The organism is Sphingopyxis granuli, from assembly GCF_001559015.1.
GTDB classification, from domain to species: Bacteria; Pseudomonadota; Alphaproteobacteria; order Sphingomonadales; family Sphingomonadaceae; genus Sphingopyxis; species Sphingopyxis granuli.
The window spans coordinates 1,541,030-1,558,424 of the sequence record NZ_CP012199.1 but is presented as its reverse complement, the minus strand read 5'-3'; the positions used below and the strand labels follow the sequence as shown (position 1 = coordinate 1,558,424).

14 protein-coding genes are annotated in these 17,395 nt (G+C 65.0%); 4 read left to right on the top strand and 10 right to left on the bottom strand.

Features of this window, described 5'->3' with window-relative positions; all coding sequences use genetic code 11:
* Positions 1 to 406 precede the first annotated feature (406 nt).
* Complete coding sequence (locus SGRAN_RS23230; RefSeq protein ID WP_404950434.1) at positions 407 to 739, bottom strand: helix-turn-helix domain-containing protein; 333 nt, start codon at positions 737 to 739, stop codon at positions 407 to 409.
* Between the two features lie 302 nt (positions 740 to 1,041).
* On the bottom strand, positions 1,042 to 1,638 hold the full coding sequence (gene folE, locus SGRAN_RS07195) for a GTP cyclohydrolase I FolE (RefSeq protein ID WP_067105618.1): 597 nt from the start codon (positions 1,636 to 1,638) through the stop codon (positions 1,042 to 1,044).
* A 434-nt stretch (positions 1,639 to 2,072) separates the two neighbouring features.
* Here folE and SGRAN_RS07190 point away from each other — a divergent pair, with 434 nt between their 5' ends.
* The 3 genes from SGRAN_RS07190 to SGRAN_RS07175 all read left to right on the top strand — a co-directional run bounded on the left by SGRAN_RS07190 (position 2,073) and on the right by SGRAN_RS07175 (position 6,370).
* Positions 2,073 to 3,656, top strand: a complete 1,584-nt coding sequence (locus SGRAN_RS07190; protein ID WP_311880689.1) for a TonB-dependent receptor — start codon at positions 2,073 to 2,075, stop codon at positions 3,654 to 3,656.
* Positions 3,657 to 3,687: 31 nt separating this feature from the next.
* Positions 3,688 to 4,859 (top strand): IS3 family transposase gene (locus tag SGRAN_RS07180; RefSeq protein ID WP_148650813.1). Its coding sequence is split into 2 segments (ribosomal slippage): positions 3,688 to 3,952 and positions 3,952 to 4,859, totalling 1,173 coding nucleotides; the frame shifts between segments, so codons are not numbered across the junction.
* Positions 4,860 to 4,921: 62 nt separating this feature from the next.
* Positions 4,922 to 6,370, top strand: a complete 1,449-nt coding sequence (locus SGRAN_RS07175) for a TonB-dependent receptor domain-containing protein (RefSeq protein ID WP_311880709.1) — start codon at positions 4,922 to 4,924, stop codon at positions 6,368 to 6,370.
* A gap of 106 nt (positions 6,371 to 6,476) precedes the next feature.
* Here the strand turns inward: SGRAN_RS07175 and SGRAN_RS07170 are convergent, their stop codons facing one another.
* The 6 genes from SGRAN_RS07170 to SGRAN_RS07145 form a co-directional block, all read right to left on the bottom strand.
* Positions 6,477 to 8,990: a TonB-dependent receptor gene (locus SGRAN_RS07170; protein WP_067182054.1), complete on the bottom strand. Its 2,514-nt coding sequence runs from the start codon at positions 8,988 to 8,990 to the stop codon at positions 6,477 to 6,479.
* Between the two features lie 170 nt (positions 8,991 to 9,160).
* Positions 9,161 to 9,763 carry a Yip1 family protein gene (locus SGRAN_RS07165; protein WP_067182051.1) on the bottom strand — a complete coding sequence of 201 codons (603 nt, stop codon included), beginning with the start codon at positions 9,761 to 9,763 and terminating at the stop codon, positions 9,161 to 9,163.
* Between the two features lie 141 nt (positions 9,764 to 9,904).
* On the bottom strand, positions 9,905 to 10,651 hold the full coding sequence (locus SGRAN_RS07160) for a crotonase/enoyl-CoA hydratase family protein (protein WP_237233897.1): 747 nt from the start codon (positions 10,649 to 10,651) through the stop codon (positions 9,905 to 9,907).
* A gap of 8 nt (positions 10,652 to 10,659) precedes the next feature.
* Entirely contained in the window at positions 10,660 to 12,282 is a 1,623-nt protein-coding gene (locus SGRAN_RS07155) for an acyl-CoA dehydrogenase family protein (RefSeq protein ID WP_067182046.1), read from the bottom strand.
* Between the two features lie 11 nt (positions 12,283 to 12,293).
* Complete coding sequence (locus tag SGRAN_RS07150) at positions 12,294 to 13,160, bottom strand: crotonase/enoyl-CoA hydratase family protein (protein ID WP_067182044.1); 867 nt, start codon at positions 13,158 to 13,160, stop codon at positions 12,294 to 12,296.
* A gap of 2 nt (positions 13,161 to 13,162) precedes the next feature.
* Positions 13,163 to 14,347 (bottom strand): CaiB/BaiF CoA transferase family protein, encoded by a 1,185-nt coding sequence (locus tag SGRAN_RS07145; protein ID WP_067182041.1) that lies wholly within the window; start codon positions 14,345 to 14,347, stop codon positions 13,163 to 13,165.
* A 39-nt stretch (positions 14,348 to 14,386) separates the two neighbouring features.
* On the opposite strand from SGRAN_RS07145, the gene SGRAN_RS07140 reads away from it, so the two are divergent.
* Entirely contained in the window at positions 14,387 to 15,202 is an 816-nt protein-coding gene (locus SGRAN_RS07140) for a hypothetical protein (RefSeq protein WP_237233895.1), read from the top strand.
* 226 nt (positions 15,203 to 15,428) lie between these two features.
* Here the strand turns inward: SGRAN_RS07140 and dmpG are convergent, their stop codons facing one another.
* Together dmpG and SGRAN_RS07130 are read right to left on the bottom strand one after the other, a co-directional pair.
* Positions 15,429 to 16,466, bottom strand: coding sequence for a 4-hydroxy-2-oxovalerate aldolase (gene dmpG / locus SGRAN_RS07135; RefSeq protein WP_067182038.1), 1,038 nt, complete (start codon positions 16,464 to 16,466; stop codon positions 15,429 to 15,431).
* A complete protein-coding gene (locus SGRAN_RS07130) occupies positions 16,463 to 17,392 on the bottom strand; it encodes an acetaldehyde dehydrogenase (acetylating) (protein ID WP_067182036.1) in 930 nt (309 codons plus the stop codon). The genes dmpG and SGRAN_RS07130 overlap by 4 nt, the downstream gene beginning before the upstream one ends.
* Positions 17,393 to 17,395 lie beyond the last annotated feature (3 nt).

Here is a 17,395-nt window from a genome sequence, read left to right as displayed (position 1 = left end):
CGACTTTTTGCTACGTTAGCGGCGGTTAACCTTCATCAAACCCTAGCGTTAACTAACAAAGTTTAGGATTGACTGAGCTGTTACCCGAGTCTCGATGGAGAAATTTCCAGTTTGCCGAGGAATTTTTGCTAGAATCATAGGAAGTAGGCCGGAGAAGCTGCACGATGGCTGACGCCCGGGTACGGCGGAGAGCATTTCTGATGCCGATGCGCTTCAATATAAACTTATCGGTCCACTCATGTCGCCCCGATCCCGGAGCGTTCGGCTAAGGGTCTGCTAGCTGCCCGCAACTCTATAGGTCGTGACGTGACCCCTGGTTTCCACCAGCCAGGATTAGAGTCCGGCCTTGTAGGAAGGACGGACAGATGAAGCGATAGAGGTTTTCGGAAGAGCAGATTCCAATATCTCAAAGGTCGACGCTGATACGTATCTGTTCTGGACGGACACCAGCGGCGGCAGCAATTTTCAATCTGCAGGCATCCACGACAGTCTGTATTCCCTCAGGACCGCGTATTCCGAGCAATTCCTGCATAGAAACACCTAGGAAGTCGGCAAGAGCTTGCTGGCGATCTGCCTTTGGGCGCGAACGCCCCGCCTCCCAATTGCAGATAGCTGGAACACTTACACCAAGGGCTGAAGCAATCTGACCTTGCGTAAACCCCGCCCTGGTACGCAGCCTTTCGATTCGAGCGCCGAGAGATTCAGCAAGTGTGCCAGGAACCCCACTCGGCGATGGCATCGATTTTGACGTCGAGGTTATATCCATGAGGATCGTTCCAAACATTAATTTCCCGCACAAGCACTTTTCATCTGAGCTCGACATCGCGTCGGGCAATCCAAACGTTCCGTTATCAGTGCGCAGGAAACTCTGACTGGGTGCGGTAGCTGCCGTGTTATTTTGCTATTGGCAACTCATAGGATTTTGAAATGCCGACTGGCAATGGCGGCGACAGGCTTGCAGCTTGGGCAAATGACGTCAAACTGTGATCTTCAAGAAGTTATAACATGGGTGTGCCCGCGAAAGCTGGGGCGACGTTTCGATCAATACCCCATCAGGCTCAGTACTTCCTTGCGGCTGCGTTCGTCGTCGAGGAAGCAGCCGAGCAGGCGGCTCGTCACCATGCCCACGCCCGGCGTGCGCACGCCGCGGCCGGTCATGCAGCCGTGCTGCGCATCGATGACCACCGCGACGCCGTGCGGCTGGAGATGGTCCCAGATGCACCGCGCGACCTCGGCCGTCAGCCGCTCCTGCACCTGAAGCCGGCGGGCATAGCCGTTCAGGACGCGCGCCAGTTTCGAGATGCCGACGACGCGATCCTTCGGCAGATAGGCGATCGACGCCTTGCCGGTGATCGGCGCCATATGATGCTCGCAGTGCGATTGGAACGGAATGTCGCGCAGCAGCACGATCTCGTCATAGCCGCCGACCTCCTCGAAGGTGCGCGACAGGTGGAGGCCCGGGTCCTCGGCATAGCCCTGGCAATATTCCTTCCACGCCCGCGCGACGCGCTTCGGCGTGTCGAGCAAACCCTCGCGCGACGGGTCGTCGCCCGCCCATTCGATCAGCGTGCGGATCGCGTCCTGCACGGGACCGGGCACGAGAATCTTGCCGTCCGGCCCCAGTTCCACCTCGGTCATCGCCCCTCTTTCACTGTTGCTATCATGTCGCACATGTCGCCCCCCAAATGGCTTTGCGCAAGCCCATGGCGCGAAGAAATTCCCACCCCGGGACAAGTTTACGTTGGGGAATCGTGGCTTTTCGGAAGCGGCCGAGGAGCGCGCTTTCCCGCGATTTTTTCTCCCGCACAAGTGGCTTGACGCTTTCGTCAACTAAGCGCACCTTTGGACCATTACAGAGTTCGCTTGAGCGGACCGTAATCCGGAGAGGCCGGCGTTTTCCCCGACGCCGGTGGGAGAGGACGATGACCAGCATCGCTGGCGAGCAGCAACTGCTCTGGCGTCGGATCGGACGGGTCCGGTGCCCGTTCGCATGCCTGATCGGCGTCCCTTCCCCAACCACAAATCAGATTTGGGCGACCCGCAACCGCGGGATCGAAAATGGGAGGATATAAATGAAGTTCAACGCACTGATCGGAACGTCCATCCTGGCCATGACGGTGGCGACACCGGCCTATGCGCAGAGCGGTTCCACGACCGACGCGTTCGGCGGCGAGATCGTCGTCACCGCGCAGCGCCAGTCCGAACGCCTGCAGGACGTGCCGATCGCGGTCAGCGCCTTCTCGTCGGAAGCGCTGGAAAAGCAGCAGATCGACAATGCGTCCGACCTCCAGTTGACCCTTCCCAACGTCACCTTCTCAAAGGGCAATTTCACCGGGTCGAGCTTCACAATCCGCGGTATCGGCGACCTTTGCGTCGGGTCGAGTTGCGACAGCGCGACCGCGATCCACGTCAACGGTTCGCCGCTGTTCCAGACGCGTATCTTCGAGACCGAATATTTCGACCTCGAACGCGTCGAGGTGCTGCGCGGGCCGCAGGGCACGCTGTTCGGCCGCAACGCGACCTCGGGCGTGGTCAACTTCGTCACCGCCAAGCCGAAGGTCGGCCAGTTCCAGGCAAGCGCAGACGGCGAATACGGCAATTTCGATGCGTGGAAGGTCAAGGGGATGGTCAACATCCCGCTCGGCGACACGCTCGCCCTCCGAGCGGCGGGCTTTTACCTGAAGCGCGACGGCTATACGAAGAATCTGTTCGACGACAGCCGCATCGACGGGCGCGACATGTATGCGGTTCGCGGTTCGATACGCTGGGAACCCAGCCCGGACACCACGCTCGACCTGATGGGCTATTATTTCCGCGAAAAGGATGACCGTCTGCGCATCCAGAAGCAATTTTGCCAGCGCGACCCGACCGGTATCCTCGGCTGCCTGAACAACCGTCGCGACGCTGAAAAGGTGAACGGCAACTCGACCTTCCCAAGCGTGCTAGGATCGCGCGAAGTGTTTGCACTCAACGGCATTTCGCCCCTGCTCGGTCTCGGCACCGGCAGCCTCTATGGCCCTGACGCCAATGCCGGCGCGATCGAACCCGCCGATGTCCGCACTGTCAATACGGACTTTACGCCGGAATATTTCACCGACGAGATTCAGGCACAGGCGCATTTTGAGCATAACTTCGGCGCGATCAGGCTAGGCCTCACGGGCATCTATCAACGCACCCGCGTCGATTCGCGGCAGGATTACAACCTCGACGTTGCCAATCGCGCGACGATCCAGCCGGGCCTCAACGCGTTGGCTTTCCTCGCCGCCAACGGTATTCCGACTGGCCTGCCGGCACCGCTCCCGGCTTTCGCGCCGGGATCGGCAGCTTATTTCGCACCGATTGCGGCCGCGCTGATTCCCGATGGCCCGACGGGCAAGCTGTGCACGTCGAACACCAATCCAAACGGCTTGGGCGTGTTCGGCGGCGATGCGGTGTGCGGCGACAACGCATTGGCGTTCGACCGCTCGGTCGGCAAGACCGAAAGCTGGTCGGGCGAAGCGATCATCAGCAGCGATTTCGATGGACCGTTTAACTTCCTGCTCGGCGGCATCTATGCCAAGTCGAAATCGACCAACGTCGACTATTACGTCAACGCTTTCTCGATCGACTATTTTGCGAGTCTTGAGGTGGTGCCGGTTTTCTGGACAGGGTGTTAAGCTAGTCCCGACCTGAAGGAATGGTACGGGAATGAAGACGACGAGGAAGCGGTACAGCGCGGATTTCAAGGCGAAGGTTGCGCTTGAAGCGATCCGGGGCGATCTGACGCTGGCGGAGCTGGCAGCCAAGCATGGCGTTCACCACACGATGATTGCGTCGTGGAAGCGGCAGGCGATTGCGGGGATGGCAGGCACATTTTCCGGCGCAGGTGAAGCGGCCAGGGCGGCCAGCGAGGCCGAAGTGGACAAGCTGCATGCGAAGATCGGGCAGTTGCTGGTCGAGCGGGATTTTTTAGCGAAAGCCTCCGGTCGATGAGCGTGGCACGGAGGCGATCGATGATCGAGGCTGCTCACCGTCGCCTGTCGATCGCGGCGCAATGCCGACTGCTGTCGATCAGCCGGTCGAGCTACTATTACGCGCCAGTGCCGGAGACCGAGGAGACGTTGGCGCTGATGCGGGTGATCGACGCGGCGTTCCTCGACATGCCGTGGTACGGCAGTCGGCAGATGGTCCGGCATCTGCGCCGTAATGGTCATGACGTTGGGCGACGACGGGTGCGGCGGCTGATGGCGAAGATGGGGCTATCGCCCATTTATCAGCGGCCGCGCACGAGCGATCCGCACCCGCAGCACCGGGTTTATCCGTATCTGCTGCGCAAGCTGACGATCGAGCGGCCCAACCATGTGTGGTGCGCTGACGTGACCTATATCCCGATGCGCCGGGGCTTCCTTTACCTGGTCGCGATCATGGACTGGGCCACCCGAAAGGTACTGGCGTGGCGACTGTCGAACACCATGGACGCGGGCTTCTGCGTCACGGCATTGGAGGAAGCGCTGACGCGCTTCGGCAGCCCCGAGATCTTCAATACCGATCAGGGTAGCCAGTTCACCAGCTTTGCCTTCACCAGCGTGCTGCGCGACGCAGAGGTCCGCATCAGCATGGATGGCCGGGGGCGGTGGATGGACAATGTCTTCATCGAGCGCCTCTGGCGTTCCCTGAAATACGAATGCGTGTATCTGCACGCCTTCGAGACCGGCTCCGAGTTGCGGGCTGGTCTTGGCCGGTGGATCACCTATTACAACACCCAGCGTCCACACTCGGGCCTTGCCGGGAGGACCCCGGCAGAGGCCTATCGGCGGATCGGGCAATCAGATCATGGGGGGCATGCCCCCCATGATCTGATGATCAAACAGGCGGCATGAACGACAACCGGGATTAGCTTAACTTAGCCGCCAAACTGTCCAAATAGGCGGGACCACCTCATCTGTTCGGGACCTTTTCGGCTTTCGCCAACGGGCTGGATCCGTCCTATCTGGGATCACCCTATTTCAAGAATCACAACGAAAGCCTGACGCTCAATTCCTACGGCCTGTTCGGCGAGGCGTATTTCGAGGCGAGCGACCGGCTGAAATTCACCGTCGGCCTGCGCTACAACAACGACAAGAAACGTGACCTTTCCAACTCGACACTGGCGTCGTTCCTCGTTCCTTACGGGACTACCGGAGACATCTTCAACTCGCCCTATTCCGCGGGCTATGACGCGGACGCCGGCGTCACCGGCCTGCCGGGCGCTCAGCGGATTCGCGACCGGACCCAAAAGTTCGACGAAGTGACGGGCCGCGCGGTGATCGACTTCAAGGTCACCCCGGACAACCTCCTCTACGCGTCCTATTCGCGCGGTTACAAATCGGGCGGGATCAACCCGGCGCTGCAATTCAATGTCGCGGGGGTGACCGAAACCTTTGCGCCGGAAATCATCAATGCTTTCGAGATCGGCTCGAAGAACACGTTCGGCGACGGCGTACTACAACTCAATCTCACCGGCTTCTATTACAAATACAAAGGCCTGCAATTGAGCCGCATCGTCGCGCGCACCTCGGTCAACGACAATGTCGACGCCGACATCTATGGTTTCGAGGCCGAAGCCATGGTGCGCCCCAACCCCGACTGGCTGATCAACCTGGGCTTCAGCTATCTGAAGACGAAGGTCACCGACGACAAATTGTTCGTGAACCAGCGCGACCCGTCCGGCGGCTTGCCCGATTCGGTCATCATCAAGGACATCACCCAGGCATTCAACTGCGCGGTCGTGGCGAATGTGGGCGGCCAAACGACCGCCAACGCCTTTGTCACGGGCTTCAATGACGCCGTCAATGCGGCGAAGGGGCTCGATCGCACCAACGGCCTACGCCCGCCGGAAGATTTCCCTTCCGACGCTAATCTCGGCGCGGCGTCGGGTGCTTACAGCATCTGCGGAAGCGAATCGGATCCGACCGGAGCCAGCCTTCTGAATGCCGCAAAGGCCACGGGCGGTGCGATCACCGTGTACAGCGGCGGCGTGCCGATCAGCATCAAGGGCAATTCGCTGCCGCAGGCGCCGAATTTCAAATTCTCGGCCGGCGTCCAGCATACCGTCAACTTCCCCAGCGGCATGTCACTCGTCCCGCGCCTCGATCTCACCTATACCGGCGACAGCTATGGCAATATCTTCAACGGGCGGGTAAACAAAGTGAAGGGCTATGCCCAAGCCAATGCCCAACTCCAGCTCAACGGGCGCGACGACCGCTGGTATGTACGCGGCTTTGTTCAGAACATCTTCGACAACAATGCGACGACCGGCCTTTATCTGACCGATCAATCATCGGGGCTGTTCACCAATATCTTCACCCTCGAACCGCGCCGTTACGGCATCGGGGCGGGCATGAAGTTTTAAGCCATCCGGCGGCAACGCCGAACAAAAAAGCCCCGGCCTCTCGAACGAGAGGCCGGGGTTTCTTTTGTCCGTCGTCGAAGGGCAGGCGCGAACGCCCGCCGTCCGGTCAGAATTTGAAACGCGCGGTCACGCCATAGGTCCGCGGCTGGCTGGGATAGCCCGAGACGCTGCCCGACTGCGCGACGGCGTTGAAGATCGTCGTCAGATAGCGCGCATTGGTCAGGTTGCGGCCCCATACGCCGAGTTCGAGGCCGTTCGTCAGCGCGACGGTGAAGGAGGCGTTGAGCTGGTTGACCTCGCGCTTCAGATTCTGCGCGACGCTCGCCGGCAGGGCGGCGAGGCCATCGACGATCTGCGTCGGGCTTTCATACTGGTAGTCGACATGCGCGATCGCCCGCGTCCCGCCCGCGAATTCGTGGGTGTAGGTGCCGCCCATCGACACCGACAGGTCGGGGATGCCCGCGGGCTTCATGCCCGACAGGTCGCCGAACGCCGAGGCGACGAAGCTGTCGTATTTGGCGTCGAGATAGGTGACGGCGAGGTTCAGGTTGAGCCCGCGGACCGGCCGCACCGATCCGTCGAACTCGATCCCGAAGGTCGACTGCTTGCCGGCGTTGGCGAGCGCGAAGCCGGTGCCGGTGAAGACGTTCGACTGGAACCCCTTGATCGACTGCTTGAACACCGCGAGGTTCAGCGCCGCGACCGACCAGTTGGCTTTCAGTCCCGCCTCATAGACTTCCGATTCCTCGGGTGCCGCGAAGCGCGTGCCCGCCACCAGATTCGGCGTCGCGAGGCCGCCCGCGACGATCGCGGGCAGGTCCGCCGCCAGCGGGCGGCTGTCGCGCGACAGGTTGACCGAGGCAGCCTTGAAGCCGGTCGCATAGGTCGCATAGACGTTGACCGTATCGGTCAATTCATAGGACAGGCGCGCGCTCCACGAAAAATCGCCGTCGCTGACCCGGCCCGGCTCGACGCTGTTCGGAACGTCGAGGAAAGGCGGCAGGAACTGGAAATCCTTGAGGCCTGCGAGGGGGTTCGCGCTGCTGCCATCGGGCAGGGTCAGCGTCGGATTCGCCGCGAGGAAAGCGGCGGTCGCCGGATCCACCCCACTGCTGACAAGCACGAATTCACGGAACGGCGTATAGGCGGCCGCGTCGAGGTCGATCCCCGAAAAGACGTCCGTGCTGATGACGTCGGTCGAGAAACGCTTGCGGTCCTTCGTATAGTTGCCACCGAGCGTCAGCGTCAGCCGGTCGCTGATCCCGAAATCGAGCGTGCCGAAGATCGACCAGGCGGTGTTCTTCATCCGGTAATGTTCGTCCATGCCGTCGCCGGCGTGGAAGAAGGAATCGTTCGGCGCACCCAGCGCGGCCTCGAGCGTCGGAACGTCCAGCAGCCCGCCGCTGGCCGCCTGGATCAGCGCGTTACCATAGGGACGGAAGTCGTCGCCGAAATAGATCTGGCTGTGCTGCCGGATCTTCTCGTGGAAATAATAGCCGCCGATCAGAAAGTTGACCGGCCCGTCGAAGTCCGACGTCAGCCGCAGTTCCTGGGTGAACGTGTTGATCGCGGTATCGTCCGATTTCTGCCCGATCAGGTCGGCCCCCGAGAAATCCGAATCCTGATTGGTGTCGGCGCGCACCTCGCGATAGGCGGTGATCGAGGTCAGCGCGAGCGCGCCGAGATCATAGTCGATCTGCGCCGATCCGCCGTAATTCTCGATCTCGTTCGACGACAGGAAATTGTTGTAGACGCGGTAGGAAAAGGGGTTGGCCGCATCGACGCTCGTCCCACCCGCCAGCAGGTCGGTGATCGCAACCGTCGGCCCGGCGATGACGTTCGCCGCGATGCAGCAATTCTCGTCGATCTTGTCGTAATCGCCGATCAGGCGGATCGACAGCGCGTCGGTCGGCTCGAACAGCAACTGCCCGCGCACGCCCCAGCGGTTGCGGTCGTTGACGTCCTTGCCCAGCCGCAGATCCTGCGCATAGCCGTCGCGGCGGTTGAAATTGCCACCGAGCGAGAAAGCGACATTTTCACCGATCGGGCCGGTGACATTGCCCTTCACCGTGATCGCGTCGTAATTGCCATAGGTCGCCTCGACCGAGCCGCCGAAATCATATTGGGGCTTTTGCGTGACGATGCTGATGACGCCCGCCGAGGCGTTCTTGCCGAACAGCGTCGATTGCGGGCCGCGCAGCACCTCGACGCGCTCGAGATTGGGCAGGTCGCCGATCTGCGCCGCCGAACGCGAGCGATAGACACCGTCGATGAAGACGCCGACCGACGGCTCGATGCCGGGGTTGTTGGCACCGTTGCCGAATCCGCGGATGATGAAATTGGTGTTGGCGCTCGACTGAAGCTGCGCCACGCGCAGGCTGGGCACCGCCGATTGCAGGTCGATGAGGTCGCGGATCTGCGAATTCTCGATGTCGGCCGCCGAGGCCACCGACACCGCGATCGGCGTATCCTGCAACGTCTGCGACCGCTTGCTCGCGGTGACGATGATCTCGTTACCGTAATCAGTATCGCTGGCACCCGCGTTCTGGGCGAAGGCGATGGCGGGGGTCGCGGCGGCGCACAGCATCGTGGCGCCCAGCAGCATGTTGCGCAAGGTCATGATTCTCTCTCCGACCCGCGAAGCGCAGCCCACAGGGGCCTGAGGAGGGGATGCTTCGGGGGTGCCAGCGGCTCTAGTGAACCGCCGGACACCGTCAACGCGAAGAAAGAAAAACCTTGGCTTTTCCGTTCGATAGTGGCCGAAAAGCAACAGTCCCCGTGCGAGCCCCCCTACAGTCGCCCGCTGAACAGGCCGGAAACCGGCGCTATGATGAGGCTGAGCAGCAGCGCGACCACGATCGCGGCGATCACGACGACGGCGGTATAGCCCAGCGCCTTCGCCTCGGGCGCCCGCATCAGCTTCGGCAGCCCGAGGTAGAGCAGATACAGGCTGTAGAGGCCGAGCAGCATCAGCACGGCGAGCGCCGGGACGAGGCCGAAGATTCCGGCCACCCAGCTCGCGGTCGCCGAATAGGCGGCGACCTTGAACGCCTGCACACGATTGGGCGCCGCGTCGAAGGTCGGCGCGAGGGCGTCGATGATCAGCGCCAGCACGAACACGCCGACCAGCGCCGCGCCATATTGGACGAGCGCGGTGCCAAGCGCCGCGCCGACCGACGGCCGGAAGGTGAAGCCCATCGCCGAATAGCCGAAGACGGTTGACCCGATGAAGTGGGCGACGGCGGGAATCGCCGCGAGCGGCAGGACGTGGCGGCGATAGATGTCGCCGATCGTGTCCGCCTCCGTATCGATCTTCGCCCATTCCTCCGCCGGACGCAGAAGAATGCCCTTCACGCGCGCAACGAGCGCCGGCTTGCCATCATTCGCTGTCATCTTCCTCTCCCCATTTCGCGGCTTTCGACGGGGCCATATGCGGGATTCCGGCCCGTCGCCGCTGTGCTCCATAGCACAGGGACGGCGGAAACGGGACCGCCGGGCGCGCCGCATGCCGAAACGGGAAAGGCGCGTTCGGGCTTACTCGAACCGGCCGCCGCGTCCGGCACCGTCGGCGAAGCGGCCGGCGCCGGCCTTCGCCTCGGCGCGTAGCGGCCTTTCGCCCTCGCGCCCCTCGAACCGCAGCGCCTCGGCCAGATCGAAGTCCCATTGGCGATAGGCCGACGTCCGGTCGGTGCGCATGCACAGCGCCGGAAAGCGCGCAATTTCCGCCGCCAGCGCCTGCGCGGCCGGCAGCGCGGCGCCGTCCGGCACGACGCGGCTGGCCAGCCCCATCGCCAATGCCTCGTCCGCCGCGACCGGCCGCCCGGTCAGGATCATGTCGAGCGCCCGCCCCTGCCCGACGACGCGCGGCAAGCGCACCGTGCCGCCGTCGATCAGCGGCACGCCCCAGCGGCGGCAGAAGACGCCGAAGGTCGCGCTTTCGGCGGCGACGCGCAGATCGCACCACAGCGCGAGTTCGAGCCCGCCCGCGACCGCATAGCCCTCGACCGCGGCGATCACCGGCTTCGACAGCAGCATCCGCGTCGGCCCCATCGGCCCGTCGCCCGCGGGCTCGTAGCGGCGTTCGCCCTGCCCCACCGCCTTCAGGTCGAAACCGGCGCAGAAATGGCCGCCGGCCCCGGTCAGCACCGCAACCGCGCTGCCGTCGTCGGCCTCGAAATCGGCGAAGGCGGCGCGCAGTGCGTCGGCGGTCGCCGGGTCGACGGCGTTGCGGCACGCGGGCCGATCGATGGTGACGGTGCGCACCGCGCCGTCGTTCGTCACGCGGACCGTCATGCCGCGGGCATCGCGCGGTCGACGATCATGCGCGTGTCGATCGCGGCATCGAAGGCGCCATAGGCGCTGCCACGCGGGATCAGCCGCAGGCGGCAGAAAGCCTCCGCGAGCGGGTTGCCCTGGCCGATCAGCACCGCCGCCTGCGCCGCGAGCGCCAGCCGCTCGATCAGCAGCCGCGCGGTGCCTTCGTGCGCGGCGCGCAGGTCGATCGCGTCGATCCAGCGATCATAGGCGCCGTCGTGCCCGCGCTGCGCCGCCAGGAAGGCGTGCAGCGCCTCGACCCCGTCGGGTTCGCGCGCAATGGCGCGCAGCAGGTCGAGCGCGATGACGTTGCCCGACCCCTCCCAGATCGCGTTGAGCGGCGACTGCCGGAACAGGCGCGGCATCGGCCCCGCCTCGATATAGCCGGCGCCGCCATGCGCCTCCATCGCTTCATAGACGAGGCCGGGCGCGCGCTTGCACACCCAATATTTGGCGACGGGGGTCAGCAGCCGCGCGAGGGGATCGTCCGCATCGAACGCCTGCGCCAGCCGGAAGCCGAGCGCCGTCGCCGCCTCGCTTTCGACCGCAAGGTCGGCGAGCACCGCCGCCATCGCCGGCTGGTCGATCAGGCGGCGCTGGAAGGCCGAACGGTTCGCGGTGTGCCACAAGGCCTGCGCGAGCGCGCCACGCATCTGCTGCGCCGATCCGACGACGCAGTCGAGCCGCGTGTGCTGGACCATCTGGATGATCGTCGCCACCCCGCGCCCTTCGGGCCCCAGCCGCTGCGCCAGCGCGCCATGATATTCGATTTCGGACGAGGCGTTCGACCGGTCGCCCATCTTGTCCTTGAGCCGCATGACGCGAAAGCCCGCGTTGCGCGTCCCGTCGGGCAGCCAGCGCGGCACGAGGAAGCAGGTCAGCCCGCCCCCGGCATAGGCGAGCGTCAGGAAGGCATCGCACATCGGCGCCGAACAGAACCATTTGTGCCCCGTGAGGCTGTACCAGCCCTCCTCGCCCGCCGGCTCGGCGCGCGTCGTGTTGGCGCGCACGTCGCTGCCGCCCTGCTTTTCGGTCATCGCCATGCCGATCGTCACCCCCGCCTTTTCGGCGGCGGGGCGAACCGCCGGGTCATAGCGGCCGGCGGCGATGCGCGGCGCCCAGACATCAGCAACCGCCGGTTCGGCACGCAGCGCGGGCACCGCGGCATAGGTCATCGTCATCGGACAGCTCGTCCCCGAATCGGCCTGCCCGGTCAGGAAGAGGATCGCCGAATGCAGCACATGCCCGTGCGCGCTGCCGTCCCACGCGGCCGACGCAAAGCCGCTGTCGAGCCCCAGCCGCATCAGTTCATGATAGGCGGGATGAAAACGCACTTCATCGACGCGGTGGCCGTAGCGGTCGAACGTTTCGAGCACCGGCACCTGCCGGTTCGCCTCGACGCCCCATTCGATCACCTCGGCCGAGCCGCAGCGCTGCCCCAGCGCCGCCAGCCGGTCGGCATGGCCCGCCGCCCCCGCCTGCGTCACCGCATCGACGAGCGCCCGGTCGCTGGTGAACAGGTTCGTGTTTTCGAGCGGCGGCGGCTGGTTGAACACCTCGTGCGTGTCGAGCCGGTCGATCGGGCGGATGGCGGTCATTATCTGTCTCCTCAATCTTCGACCGGCAGGCGCTTCGACACCTGGCTCGCGATCGGATCGCCGCTGTCGCGCTCGGCCACAGCCTGCTTGAAGCCGACCTCCTGCGCGCGCTCGCGGAACCATATACCCTCTGGCGAATGGCGCGAAACGCCGTCGAACAGCGTCGCGAACATCTGTGTGTTGTTGAGGCCCATATTGTCATAGGCCTGATTGACGACGGTCTTCGTCATCATCAACTGGTTGCGGGGCACGCCGCGCAGCCGCCCCGCCAGCCGCTCAACCGCATCGTCGAGCTCCGCCTCGGGCACCGCCTCCAGCGCCAGGCCGATGCGCGCCGCCTCGCGTCCGTCGATCAGGTCGCCGGTCATCATCATCCGCTTCGCCATCTGCGGCCCCAGCCGATAGACCCACATCGCGGGCGTCGGCACGCCCCAGACGCGCGCGGGCGGATAGCCGATGCGCGCATCCTCCGCCATGATCAGGAAGTCGCAGCACAGCGCGATGTCCGATCCGCCCGCGACCGCGGCACCGTGGACGCGCGCGATCGTCGGCTTGGTCGCACGCCACAGCGCCATGAAATCCTGCGTGTTGCGCCACATCATCTGGAAATCGAGCGTCGGATCCCACGGCATGTCCTGCGACCCGCTGATCTCTCCTTTGCGCTCGGCATAATGTTTGAGGTCATAGCCGCCGCAAAAGCCCGGCCCCGCGCCGCGCACGACGATGACATGGACGTCGGGGTCGGCCTCCGCCTTCTCGACCGCGGCGCGGATTTCGCGCGGCATGCCGTGCGCGATCGCGTTGAAATGGTCGGGCCGGTCGAGCGTGATCGTCGCGACCCGGTTGTCGGTCGCATAGGACAGGGTTTCGAAACGCATGGTCAAATCTCCTCGGGGAGGTGGACCGCGCCCATGGCGAGCGCGGCAGCGATTTCGGCGGCGTCGAGGCCGGCGGCGGCGAGGATCGCGCGGCCATGTTCGCCGACCCGCGGCGCATGGGCATCGGTTCCCGCCCGCGCGCCATCGAAGCGCGCAACCGCACGGGCGCGGCGCACCGGTCCCGCCTGCGGATGGTCGGTCAGCGCGACGAAATCGTCGTGGGCGAGCTGTGCATGATCCGGCAGCACCGCCGAGCGGTTGGCGACGCCGCACGGCACTCCCGCCTCGGCCAGCCGCTCAACCGCCTCGCTCGTCGTCATCGCCGCGACGCGCGGGGCGGAAAAGGCGCGCAGATCGTCCCAGTGGAGGAAGCGCGTCACCATGTCGGCATAGCGCGGATCGGACAGCAGCTCGAGCGCGCCGATCGCCCGCGCCCAGCCTTCGAACTCCGATTGCGACAGCATGACGACGACGATCCAGCCGTCCGCCGTCGCCCAGGGACGATAGACCGCCGCAATGTTCGGCATCCGCGACGGCGCGTCGGGAAAGACTTCGGCCCCGTGCAGGTCGATCCAGCCATAGGCGACCGCCGCTTCGAGCATCGAGATGTCGACCACCGTCCCCTCGCCGCTACGCCCGCGCGCGACGAGCGCCGCGGTCGCAGCTTGCGCGGCATAGAGGCCCGCCGTCTTGTCGCAGATCCACTGCGGCGCCAGCGTCGGCTCGCCGCTGTCGTCCCAGCTCACCATCCCCGATTCGGCCTGGATGATCGGGTCATAGGCGCGGGTGCCGCACATCGGCCCATCCTGCCCGAAACCGCTGATCCGCGCGATCACCAGATCGGGGCGAAGCGCGTGCAGCGCCGCGGTGCCCAACCCCAGCCGTTCCATCACCCCCGGCCGGAAATTGTGGATCAGCAGGTCGGCATGCGGAACGAGACGGCAGAGCAGCGCGCGGCCCTCGGCGCGGGCAAGGTCGAGCGCGATCGACTGTTTTCCTGCGTTGAGCGCGACGTGCGCCGAACTGAATCCCGGCGCCGCGATCGCGCCCAGCAGGCGCGCCCGGTCGCCCTCGGGCGGTTCGATCTTCCACACGCGCGCGCCCTGCTGCGCCATGATCTGAGTCGCGAGCGGTCCCGCGACAACGCTGGTCAGATCGATTACCGTGATGCCTTCGAGGGGCAGCATCTTCCTCTCCTACATTATTTATTGCACAATAAGTCGGATATGGACGCAGAACGCAACATAATAATCGCCGATGACGGCACGATGAGCGCGCGGATGCTGATCCTCGACCTGCTCGACACCGGAGAACCGCCGGCCTTTTCGGTCGGCGAGCTGGTGCGGGCGGGTGCCGCGTTCGGCATCGAAGCCCCCGGAATCCGCACCGCGCTGACGCGCCTCAAGGCCGAGGACCGGGTACGCGCGATCGCGCGGGGCCGTTACACGATCGGTTCGGGCGGCGCGCCGCTCCAGCAGCGCATTCTGGGCTGGCGGACGCGGCTCGACCTGCGGCGCGCGTGGGGCGGCGGCTGGCTGCTGGCGATCGCGGGGCCGCTGGAACGCGCCGACCGGACGGCGTGGCGCCGCACGCTGCGCGCGCTGGACCTCGAAGGCTTCGCCGAGGCCGAGACGAACGTCTGGGCGCGCCCCGACAATCTGGAGGGCTGTGCCGAGGGGGCGCGGCAAAGGCTGGCGACGCTCGACGCGGCCGCATCGCTGTGCGTCGTCGAGGCGGCGGGGCTCGACGCGGGGCGCGCGGAACGCTTCCCGACGCTGTGGCCCGCCGACGCCCGGCGCGCGGCCTATCTGGAACTGGCCGGGGCGCTCGACCGCAGTGGCGTGCGCATCGACGCCATGCCGCTACCCGCCGCGGCGGCGGAGACGCTGCTGCTCGGACGGCAGGCGATCCGCGCCATCATGCGCGATCCGCTGCTTCCCGACGCGTTCGGCCCAGCCGACGGCCTGTCACGCCTGATCGCGGCGATGAACCGCTACGACCGCGTCGGCAAGGCGATCTGGCAGGCCTATCTGCGGGGATAAAGCGCGGCGCCTTTAGCCGCGCCTTTATCTGTACCATCTCAAATCCGTTGGGACGGTAATTTGGATACTAATGCATGATTGTCTTGGCTCGCAAAGCCGCGTGCTCCCGCGAAAGCGGGAGCCCAGAGCTTCGAAGGGCCAAGGTCGGCGCCACATCGCTCTGGGTCCCCGCCTGCGCGGGGACACGTTGTTCATCCGAACATCATCACGCTCCAAACTCGACACATCAGCCCGCGACATCGCGGCGGCGCACCATGTCGAGCGCGACGTCGACGATCATGTCCTCCTGACCGCCGACCATCTTGCGGCGGCCGAGTTCGACGAGGATCGCGCGCGTGTCGAGTCCGTGGTCGGCGGCGACCTTTTCGGCATGGCGCAGAAAAGAGGAATAGACCCCGGCATAGCCGAGGGTCAGCGTCTCGCGATCGACGCGCACCGGGCGGTCCTGCAGCGGGCGCACCAGTTCCTCGGCGGCATCCATCAGCGCGAACAGGTCGCAGCCATGGTTCCAGCCATAGACGTCGGCGGCGGCGATGAAGACCTCCAGCGGCGCATTGCCCGCCCCCGCGCCCATGCCGGCAAGGCTGGCGTCGACGCGGATCGCACCGTTCTGCACCGCAACGATGCTGTTCGCGACGCCGAGGCTGAGATTGTGGTGCGCGTGGACGCCGCGCTGCGTCTCGGGCTTCAGCACGCGATCATAGGCGGCGAGCCGTGCCGCATAGCCGTCCATCGTCAGCGCACCGCCCGAATCGGTGACATAGACGCAATGCGCGCCATAGCTTTCCATCAGCTTCGCCTGGCCCGCGAGCGCTTCGGGCTCGGACATATGGCTCATCATCAGAAAGCCCGCGACGTCCATACCGATGCCGCGCGCGAACTCGATATGCTGCTTTGCGACGTCGGCCTCGGTGCAATGCGTCGCAATGCGGACCGATCGCACGCCCATTTCATAGGCGTGCTTCAGATCGTGAATCGTCCCGATGCCAGGGAGAAGCAAGGTCGTGAGCACGCTATGCTCCAGCACCTCGGCCACTGCGCCGATCCAGTCCCAGTCGGTATGCGCGCCGAAGCCGTAGTTGAAGCTCGATCCTTGCAGGCCATCGCCGTGCGACACCTCGATCGCGTCGATCTTCGCAGCGTCGAGCGCCCGCGCGATCGCGCGCACATGGTCGAGGCCGTATTGGTGGCGGATCGCATGCATCCCGTCGCGCAGCGTCACGTCCTGGATATAGAGCTTGGTGGTGGTGGGGTCGAAGCTCATGCCGCCATCCTTTCGGCGATCTTCTCGGCGGTCTTCAGCGCCGCCGAGGTCATGATGTCGAGATTGCCCGCGTAAGCCGGCAGATAATGTGCCGCCCCCTCGACCTCCAGAAAGACGCTGACCTTCAGGCCCGTGAAACTGCCGCCCATCTCCGGAATGGTCAGCGGCGCGTTGCCGCCGATGCTTTCGAACTGCACCGCCTGCTTCAGCCGGTATCCGGGGACATAGCTCTGCACCTCGGCCACCATGGCCTCGACCGACCGGCGGATCGCATCGCGGTCGCCGTCGTCGCACAGGCAATAGACGGTGTCGCGCATGATCAGCGGCGGCTCGGCGGGGTTGAGGACGATGATCGCCTTGCCGCGCGCCGCACCGCCGACCTCGACGATCGCCTGGCTCGTCGTCTCGGTGAACTCGTCGATATTGGCGCGGGTGCCGGGGCCGGCGCTCCTCGACGCGATGGACGCCACTATTTCTCCATAATGCACCTTCGCCACCCGGTTCACCGCCGCGACGATCGGAATCGTCGCCTGCCCGCCGCACGTCACCATGTTGACGTTCGGCGCATCCAGATGCGCATCGCCGTTGACCGGCGGGATCGTGTACGGCCCGACCGCCGCCGGGGTCAGATCGACGACGCGCTTGCCGTGGGCGATCAGCACCTCGCTATGCCGCTGGTGCGCGCCTGCCGAGGTCGCATCGAAGACGATGCCGATGTCGGCAAAGCCCGGCATCGCGACGAGCCCGTCGAGCCCCTCTGCAGTGATCGGTACGCCGAGCCGCTCGGCGCGTTTCAGGCCGTCGGATTCGGGATCGATGCCGACGAACGCCCCCATTTCCAGTCCCTTCGACAGGCGCATGATCTTGATCATCAGGTCGGTGCCGATATTGCCCGACCCGATGATCGCCACTTTGGTTTTCGCCATGAT